General features: G+C 73.0%; 10 protein-coding genes. 4 read left to right on the top strand and 6 right to left on the bottom strand.

Annotated features, from left to right (window positions below):
• Positions 1-145: 145 nt before the first annotated feature.
• The 6 genes from AB0C29_RS23840 to AB0C29_RS23815 are packed head-to-tail and all read right to left on the bottom strand — an operon-like array spanning position 146 to position 4,799.
• Positions 146-460: a hypothetical protein gene (locus tag AB0C29_RS23840; protein WP_360823896.1), complete on the bottom strand. Its 315-nt coding sequence runs from the start codon at positions 458-460 to the stop codon at positions 146-148.
• 27 nt (positions 461-487) lie between these two features.
• Positions 488-952, bottom strand: a complete 465-nt coding sequence (locus AB0C29_RS23835) for an NAD(P)H-dependent oxidoreductase (protein WP_360823893.1) — start codon at positions 950-952, stop codon at positions 488-490.
• Positions 949-2,010, bottom strand: a complete 1,062-nt coding sequence (locus AB0C29_RS23830; RefSeq protein WP_360823890.1) for an LLM class flavin-dependent oxidoreductase — start codon at positions 2,008-2,010, stop codon at positions 949-951. Before AB0C29_RS23830 ends, AB0C29_RS23835 begins: the two co-directional genes overlap by 4 nt.
• On the bottom strand, positions 2,011-2,526 hold the full coding sequence (locus tag AB0C29_RS23825) for a flavin reductase family protein (protein WP_360823887.1): 516 nt from the start codon (positions 2,524-2,526) through the stop codon (positions 2,011-2,013).
• 9 nt (positions 2,527-2,535) lie between these two features.
• Positions 2,536-3,636 (bottom strand): LLM class flavin-dependent oxidoreductase, encoded by a 1,101-nt coding sequence (locus AB0C29_RS23820; protein ID WP_360823884.1) that lies wholly within the window; start codon positions 3,634-3,636, stop codon positions 2,536-2,538.
• The gene (locus AB0C29_RS23815) at positions 3,636-4,799 is read right to left on the bottom strand and encodes an acyl-CoA dehydrogenase family protein (protein WP_360823881.1); all 1,164 of its coding nucleotides are present in this window, start codon (positions 4,797-4,799) and stop codon (positions 3,636-3,638) included. The genes AB0C29_RS23820 and AB0C29_RS23815 overlap by 1 nt, the downstream gene beginning before the upstream one ends.
• A gap of 111 nt (positions 4,800-4,910) precedes the next feature.
• Between AB0C29_RS23815 and AB0C29_RS23810 the strand changes: the two genes are divergently transcribed.
• The 4 genes from AB0C29_RS23810 to AB0C29_RS23795 form a co-directional block, all read left to right on the top strand.
• Positions 4,911-5,762 (top strand): ABC transporter permease subunit, encoded by an 852-nt coding sequence (locus AB0C29_RS23810; protein ID WP_360823878.1) that lies wholly within the window; start codon positions 4,911-4,913, stop codon positions 5,760-5,762.
• Positions 5,759-6,718: an aliphatic sulfonate ABC transporter substrate-binding protein gene (locus AB0C29_RS23805; RefSeq protein ID WP_360823875.1), complete on the top strand. Its 960-nt coding sequence runs from the start codon at positions 5,759-5,761 to the stop codon at positions 6,716-6,718. The genes AB0C29_RS23810 and AB0C29_RS23805 overlap by 4 nt, the downstream gene beginning before the upstream one ends.
• On the top strand, positions 6,715-7,425 hold the full coding sequence (locus AB0C29_RS23800) for an ABC transporter ATP-binding protein (RefSeq protein WP_360823872.1): 711 nt from the start codon (positions 6,715-6,717) through the stop codon (positions 7,423-7,425). Before AB0C29_RS23805 ends, AB0C29_RS23800 begins: the two co-directional genes overlap by 4 nt.
• Positions 7,422-7,691, top strand: a 270-nt coding sequence (locus tag AB0C29_RS23795; protein WP_360823869.1) for a hypothetical protein, incomplete at its 3' end; no start/stop codon positions are given. The genes AB0C29_RS23800 and AB0C29_RS23795, both read left to right, overlap by 4 nt.

Here is a 7,691-nt window from a genome sequence, read left to right as displayed (position 1 = left end):
GTCGTGGTGGCGGTCGCAACCGTGCTGGCGTACGGGGCCTGGTTCGACGGGAACGCCGTGGGCTCGCTGCTGTTCTGGGGAGCCGTCTCGATGGCCGTCGCGGGACTGCTGGCCGGGGCCGCGAGGCTGCGGGAGCGGCGCCGCGTCAACGCCCGTGCCGGGCAGCCATAGCGTCGACCGCGTTCTTCGCTTCCAGCAGGGTGGCGCCGGTCTCGTCGCGGTAGGCCTTGATCGCCGCCACCCGCTGGTCCGCGAAGATCAGCCGGAGCACCTCGGGCAGCTCCCGCTCGCGGACGGTGATGCCGAGGTGCCCGACCACCGCGTCGAGCTTCTGCTCGATCGCGGTGAGCCGGGCGGCCGTCCGCAGTTGTTCGCGCCGGGAGTTCGCCGAGGAGGCCAGGCCCAGCAGGATCAGGCCGACCAGCAGCACGACGAGCGCGACGGTCACGAGGATCTCCATGGCGTCATCGTGGCAAGCCGCCGCCAATCACCCGCCGTGCAACGCCGCGTACTTCTCCGCGATCGCCGCCGACTCGGGCAGGTCCGCCTCGACCACCGGCAGCGCGGGCGCGACCTCGGCGCCCAGCTCGGCGAGCAGCTGCGCCAGCAGGGCCGCGGCCGCCGCCGCTTGTGGAGCCACACCGGCGGTCACCACCGGTACGGCCCGTTTGCCGGCGAGCGCATTGGCGGGCAGCTGGTCGAGCAGCACCTTCAGCACCCCGGTGTAGCTGCCCTTGTAGGTCGGTGTGGCGACGACGAGCAGGTCAGCCTCGCGGACCGCCGTCACCGCGGCCGCCGTGGCGGTGTCTCCCGGGGTCAGCAGGCCCGCACCGAGCGCACCGACCTCCACCACGGTGGCGGCACCGCCCAGCGCCTCCCCGACGGCCGAGGCCAGCACGGAGGTCCGCGATCCGGGCCGCGGGTTTCCCGAGACGACGACGATTCCGCTCATCCGTTTGCTCCCAGTTTCAGCAGGGGGAGGACGCCCTCGCCGAAGCGGTAGGCCTCCTCCAGGTGTGGTTGTCCGGACAGGATGAAGTGGTCGATGCCGAGCGCGTGATACTCGGTGAGCCGCTCGGCGACCTCGGCGTGGCTGCCGACCAGCGCGGTGCCCGCGCCCGGCCGGACCAGGCCGAAGCCGGCCCACAGGTTGGGGGAGACCTCGAGCGAGTCGCCGCCGGCCAGCTGCGCCATCCGGCGCTGACCCTCGGATTCGGTACGGGCGAAGCGCTCCCGGGCCGCGGCGACGGCGGCCTCCGGCACCCGGTCGAGCAGGGCGCGCGCCGCCGCCCAGGCCTCGTCGGCGGTGTCCCTGGTGATGACGTGCAGCCTGATCCCGTACGTGAGCCGGCGGTCGGTCAGCGCGCGCACCGCGGCCAGCTTGGCGGCGACCGCGTCCGGTGGTTCACCCCAGGTCAGGTACGTGTCGACGTGCTCGGCGGCCACCCGCAACGCCGGCGGTGACGACCCGCCGAAGAAGATCGGGGGTACGGGGTCCGGCGGCTGCCGCGTCGTCGCCCCCTCGATCCGGTAGTGCTCGCCGGTGAAGTTGAACGGCTCACCCGACCAGGCGCCCCGCAGCACCTGGACGAACTCGGCGGTCCGGGCGTACCGCTGGTCGTGGTCCAGCCAGTCGCCGAAGCGGCGCTGCTCGGTGGACTCACCGCCGGTGACCACGTTGAGCATCAGCCGGCCGCCGGAGATCCGCTGGTAGGTCGAGGCCATCTGGGCGGCCAGCGTCGGCGACACCAGCCCGGGCCGGAACGCGACCAGGAACCGCAGCGAGGACGTCTCGGTGAGCAGTGCGGCCGTGGTGAGCCACGCGTCCTCGCAGAACGTGCCGGTCGGGGTGAGCACGCCGGTGAAGCCGAGGCGCTCGGCCGCGCGGGCCACCAGCGCCAGGTAGCCCAGCTCGGGCGGGCGTTCGGTGGTGACGGTGGCGGCCGCCTGCCCGCCGCTGGTGATGCCGTGGCTGTCCCCGGCGGTCGGCAGGAACCAGTGGAACTCCATCTACGCCGACCGCTTGAGGTGCGCGTACGTGCCGTCGTGGTAGACGAGCGGGGTGACCGTCGTGTCCTCGTGGTGCTCGCCCAGTTCCGGCGCGGCCAGCACGATGGTGTGGTCGCCGGCCGCCACCCGCTGGGTCACCCGGCACACGATGCGGGCCAGCACACCGTCGAGCAGCGGCACCCCGTCCGGTCCGGGCCGCCAGGCGCCGTGCGCGGCGAAGCGGTCGATGCCCCGGGTCGCGAACGTGCGTGCCACGTGTTCCTGCTCCAAGGTCAGCACGTGCACGGCGATGGTGTTCGCCGACTCCACCGCCGGCCACGCCGAGGCGGTCTTGGCCAGGCAGAACGAGACCAGCGGCGGGTCGAGCGAGACGGAGGTGAACGAGGTGGCGGTGAAGCCGGCCGGGGGCTCGCCGGGGGCGGTGATCACGACGACGGCGGCGGCGTGACGGCGCAGCAGCGCCCGGAAGAGATCGGCGTCCACGGCACGGTCCTGGTGGAGAGGGGTGACGGTCATGGTGGTCCCCTAAGCGGCGACGAGGGAGCGGTGAGCTAGTTCCTGCCTGACGAGCGGGATGAGGTGCCGGCCGTAGTCGACCGCGTCGTCGACGGGGTCGTAGCCGCGGATCAGGATCGTGGTGACGCCGAGGTCGACGTAGTCCAGCAGGGCGCGGGCCACGGTCTCGGGCGAGCCGACCAGGGCGGTCGAGTTGCCCTGGGCGCCACTGGCCAGCGCGGTGGCCGTCCACAGTGCCCGGTCGTGCCGGTCACCCTTGGCCGCGGCCGCGAGCAGGCGTTGCGAGCCGACGTTCTCGGGGTGCGGCCCGCCCAGCACACGGGTCTTGTCACCGGTGAAGGAGCCCTTGCCGCCCTTGCTCTCGGTGATGGTGGCCAGGATGCGCTCGGCTCGTTGCCAGGCCAGCTCGTCGGTCGCGGCCAGGATCGGCCGGAACGAGACGCTGATGCCCAGCGGGCCGCGCCCGGCCGCGGCCGCCGAGGCCTGCACGGCGGCGATCTGCTCGGCGGTCTCCTTCAGCGGCTCACCCCAGAGGGCGAAGACGTCGGCGACCGCGCCGCCGGTGCGGTACGCCGCCGGCGACGAGCCGCCGAAGTACAGCGGGATCCGGTGGGCCGGCTGGGCCTGCAGCGAGAAGTTCTCGAAGCGGTAGAAGCGGCCCTCGTGCGAGAACGGCTCCGGCGACGACCAGGCGCGGCGCAGGATCCGCAGGTACTCCTCGGTGCGGGCGTACCGGTCGTCCTTGCCCAGGTAGTCGCCGTCGCGGCGTTGCTCGGCGTCCGAGCCGCCGGTGATGGTGTGCACGGCGACCCGGCCGCCGGAGAGCTGGTCCAGCGTCGCGAAGGTGCGCGCGGCGGTGGTCGGGGCGACGAAGCCGGGCCGGTGGGCGATCAGCAGCCCGAGGCGTTCGGTGTGCGCGGCGGCGTACGCGGCGACCTGCGTCCCGTCCGGCGTGGACGAGCCGTAACCGATCAGCACCCGGTCGAAGCCGCCGTCCTCGTGCGCCCGGCTGAAGCGCCGCACGTACCCGGGATCGATCGGTGGCCCGCTGGGCGCACGGGTCTCGGACACGTCCCGGGTGCCGATCATGCCGACGAACTCGACGGTCATCAGGAATTCCTCTCGAGCTGGGCGCGACCGGCGGCGGTGAGGACGACGTCGTCCTGCGGGGTGTGGATGCGTCCGCAGAGCACGTCGCGCAGATGGCGCTCGAGCGGGTGCCGGCGGCTGAGCCCGGCGTTGCCGATGAGGGCCACCCCGCGCTGCACGGCCTCGATGGCGGCGGTGGTGGCGACGGTCTTGGCCAGGCCCGGCCGGGCCGCGTCCACCGGCTCGCCGCGGTCGATCGCCTGGGCGATGCTGTCGACCAGCGTCGTCGCGGTGAGCAGCTGGGCGGAGATCAGGCCGACCTCACTCTGGAAGCGGGGGAGCGAGGCCAGCGGCTTGCCGAGGTTGGTGGGCACGCGTTCCCGCAGGTAGCCGGTGAGCCAGTCGACGGCCGCGGCGGCCACCCCGAGGTAGATGGCGGCGATGCCGAGGGCGTTCCAGGCGCGCAGGCCACCGGGGTCCGCGCCGGGTGCTCCCGGTTCGGCCAGCTCCAGCGTCGCCCCCAGCGGTACGGGAACCCGGTTGAAGGTCACGTCGTCACTGCGGGAGGCGCGCAGGCCCAGGTGGTCCCAGGTGCGCTCGACGGTGATGCCGGGGGAGTCGGTGCGGACCAGGAACGCTCCCGTCCGTACCGGATCCTCGTCGGTCCGGGCCCAGACCTGCATCCAGCGCAACCCGATCGCGCCGGTGGAGAAGATCTTGTGGCCGGTGAGCTCCCAGCCGCCCGCGGTCCGCCGGGCGGTGGTGGCCGGCAGGCCGCCGCGGGCCGGGGTGCCGAGGTCGGGCTCGACCCGCAGGGAGTTGATCAGGGTGGGCCGCCGCGCCGACTCGGCCAGCACCTCGGCATAGAGGTCGGCCGGCCAGGCGGCCGAGGCGGCATGCGCGAAGAGAGTCATCGCGCTGATCAGGGCGACCGACGGGTCGCCGCGGCCCAGGGCAGTGAGGACGCGCACAGTGTCGGCCAGGCCACCGCCCGGACCGCCGTGCTCGGCGCCGACGGTGAGGGTGAGCAGTCCGGCCTCGTGCGCCACGGCCAGGCCGGCGAGCGGCAGGTCGGCGGTGCGGTCGTGCTGCTCGGCGTGGGCAGCCAGGGCCGCGGTCACGTCCACCAGGTGGGAAAGGCGGGGCGTCGGCAGAGCCTGGGCATCCGCAGCGGGGGTGGGCATGGCCCCAACCGTGCCCTCCTTGCAGCACGAGTGTCAACGGTGATCCCATATCCTAGTAAACCTATGGGGTTCAGTTGACATGCAGAACTTGGATGAGTCAGAGTTCCGGCCATGTCCACTCCCACCATCGCCGCCCCGGTCAGCCCGCCGGCGGCGACCACGAGCACACCGGCCCCCGGCGGGACGCGCCGGAGAGGGCTGCCGTACCGGGTGATCTCCTGGGTCGTTCCGCTGTTGCTGCTGCTCACGTGGGAGCTGCTGGCCCGGGCCGGGATCATCGCCCCCAACGTCCTGCCGGCCCCGAGCTCGGTCGGGGTCACCGCCTGGCGGCTGACCGAGACCGGCGAGCTGCCCACCCACCTGTGGGAGAGCCTCAAGCGCGCCGCCATCGGCCTGGCCATCGGCGGCAGCATCGGCCTGGTGCTGGGCGTGCTGACCGGCTTCTCCCGGCTCGCCGAGGCCATCGTGGACCGCAACATCCAGATCGTCCGGGCCATCCCCTTCCTGGCGATCCTGCCGCTGGTCATGGTGTGGTTCGGCGTCGGCGAGAGCGGCCGCTACTTCCTGGTCGCGCTCGGCACCCTGTTCCCGATCTACCTCAACACCGTGCTCGGCATCCGCCAGGTCGACCCCAAGCTGCTGGAGATGGGCCGGGTCATCGGCCTGCCCCGGCTCCGGCTGGTCCGCACGGTGATCCTGCCCGGCGCGCTGCCGTCCGTCCTGCTGGGCGTGCGGCTGGCGCTGACCAACGCGTGGCTGGCCCTGGTCATCGCCGAGACCGTCGGCGCGCCCGCCGGCATCGGCTTCATGGCCACCAACGCCCGCGAGTTCCTCCAGACCGACGTGATCGTCCTGGTCATCGTCCTGTACGCGCTCATCGGTCTGAGCACCGATCTCATCGCCCGGGCCCTGGAGCGCCGTCTCCTGGCCTGGCACCCGAACTACTCCGGAGGTAAGAAGTGACACTGTCCCGCCGCTCACTGCTGGGAGCCGCACTCGCTCTACCCGTGCTCGCGGCCTGCGGCGACAACGCGGCGGAGGCCAACGGTCGTAAGAAGGTCCGGCTGACCTACGGCGCGATCTCGGTGCCCAAGACCCGGGGCGTGTTCGAGCAGACACTCAAGGACCAGGGCATCGACGTGGAGTGGGTCGGCCCCTTCCCGAACCACGCCCCCACCCTGCAGGCCGTCGCCACCGGCACCGCCGACTTCAGCTTCGGTGGCAGCTCCACCCCGGCCGACCAGGCGCTGCTGTCGGGCAACAAGCTCAAGTACGTCGCCTGGGCCACCGCCAAGCCGCGGCTGTCGTCGATCCTGGCCCTGCCGAACTCGGGCATCACCAAGGTCGCGGACCTGGCCGGCAAGAACGTCGCCGTCAACAAGGCCGGGCTGGGCGAGTTCCTGCTCGTCGCCGCGCTGGAGAAGTACAACGTGCCGCGGGACTCGGTGACTTTCACCTATCTGAACCCGCCGGACGCCGCACCCGCCTTCGGCAGTGGCAAGGTGGACGCGTGGGGCATCTGGTCCGGCCCGATGGAGCTGGCCGAGGTGCAGTACGGCGCCAAGCGCATCTTCACCGACGGCGACGAGCTGGACAAGCAGATCGACTTCTCGACGTACCTGGTCCGCGAGGACTACGCGAAGAAGGAGGCGGACACCATCCGCAAGGTCATCGCCGCGTACAAGGCCGAGGCCGACTGGGTCAACGCCAACCAGGCCGAGGCGCAGAAGATCGGCAACGCCGTCTCCAAGTACCCCGACGCCGTGGTGCAGAAGATCGTGGCCGGCAACGTGCAGACCACCTGGAGCCTGATCAACGACGACGGCATCGCCCAGCTGCAGGCCGGCGCCGACTGGCTGAGCGAGCGGAAGGTGCTCAGCGGCAAGATCAATATCGCGGACCACGCGGTGAAGTTGTGACCACGGCGGTGGACGCGCCCGCGGTGCGGGCCAGCTCGGTCACCCGGCGGTACGGCGACCGCACCGTCCTGCACGAGCTCGACCTCGAGATCCGCCGGGGCGAGTTCGTGGCCCTGCTCGGCAAGAGCGGGTGCGGCAAGACGACGCTGCTGCGTACCCTCGCGGGCCTGGACCGGCTCGACGGCGGTGACCTCGTCGTGCCGTCTTCGTCCACCGTGGTCTTCCAGGAGCACCGGCTCCTGCCCTGGGAGAAGGTCTGGCGCAACGTGGCCCTGAATCTGCCGCGGGCCACGGCCCGGTCCCGCGCCCAGTCCGCGCTGGAGGAGGTCGGCCTGGGCGACCACGCCGACGCCTGGCCGCTGACCCTGTCCGGCGGCGAGGCCCAGCGGGTCGCTCTGGCCCGGGCCCTGGTCCGCGAGCCCGAGCTGCTGCTGCTGGACGAGCCGTTCGCGGCCCTGGACGCGCTCACCCGGATCCGGATGCACGGGCTGGTCCGGGACCTGATCTCCCGGCATCGGCCGGCGGTGCTGCTGGTCACGCACGACGTCGACGAGGCGGTGCTGCTGGCCGACCGGGTGCTGACCATGCGCGACGGCCGGATCGCCGCGGACCACCAGGTGTCGGCGCAGGCCCGCTCCCGGGGCCACGCGGAGTTCGTCGCGCTGCGCGCCGACCTGCTCGCCGAGCTGGGCGTCGTCGAGCAGTGAGCAGCACCGGCAGCTCGCACTGGGGAGCCTTCCGGGTCTCCGGGACCGGCGCGACCCTCGAGGTCACGCCGCGTCCCGGGGATCCGGACCCCACGCCGCTGCTGGGCAACATCGCGGGCGCGCACCGGCACGGCTCCCGGGTCGCGGGGCCCGGGCGCCGGCCCCCCCCGCCCCGGCGGGGGGGCGCGGCCGATCGCGGGGGGTGCGGGGGCACAGGCCGGGAACCGGGGGGCGAGGCGCGGGCGCGGGCCCCCGGGGACCGCGGC

It is taken from the genome of Actinoplanes sp. NPDC048791 (assembly GCF_040650095.1).
In the GTDB taxonomy this organism is placed as follows: Bacteria; Actinomycetota; Actinomycetes; order Mycobacteriales; family Micromonosporaceae; genus Actinoplanes.
Note: the sequence above shows the minus strand (reverse complement) of the source record. Positions and strands in the feature narration are given on the sequence as shown.

What these genes read in the sequence shown, in the direction of transcription:
- AB0C29_RS23840 (WP_360823896.1), bottom strand. Translation starts at nt 460, where the DNA reads ATGGAGATCCTCGTGACCGTCGCGCTCGTCGTGCTGCTGGTCGGCCTG.
- AB0C29_RS23835 (WP_360823893.1), bottom strand. Translation starts at nt 952, where the DNA reads ATGAGCGGAATCGTCGTCGTCTCGGGAAACCCGCGGCCCGGATCGCGG.
- AB0C29_RS23830 (WP_360823890.1), bottom strand. Translation starts at nt 2,010, where the DNA reads ATGGAGTTCCACTGGTTCCTGCCGACCGCCGGGGACAGCCACGGCATC.
- AB0C29_RS23825 (WP_360823887.1), bottom strand. Translation starts at nt 2,526, where the DNA reads ATGACCGTCACCCCTCTCCACCAGGACCGTGCCGTGGACGCCGATCTC.
- AB0C29_RS23820 (WP_360823884.1), bottom strand. Translation starts at nt 3,636, where the DNA reads ATGACCGTCGAGTTCGTCGGCATGATCGGCACCCGGGACGTGTCCGAG.
- AB0C29_RS23815 (WP_360823881.1), bottom strand. Translation starts at nt 4,799, where the DNA reads ATGCCCACCCCCGCTGCGGATGCCCAGGCTCTGCCGACGCCCCGCCTT.
- AB0C29_RS23810 (WP_360823878.1), top strand. Translation starts at nt 4,911, where the DNA reads ATGTCCACTCCCACCATCGCCGCCCCGGTCAGCCCGCCGGCGGCGACC.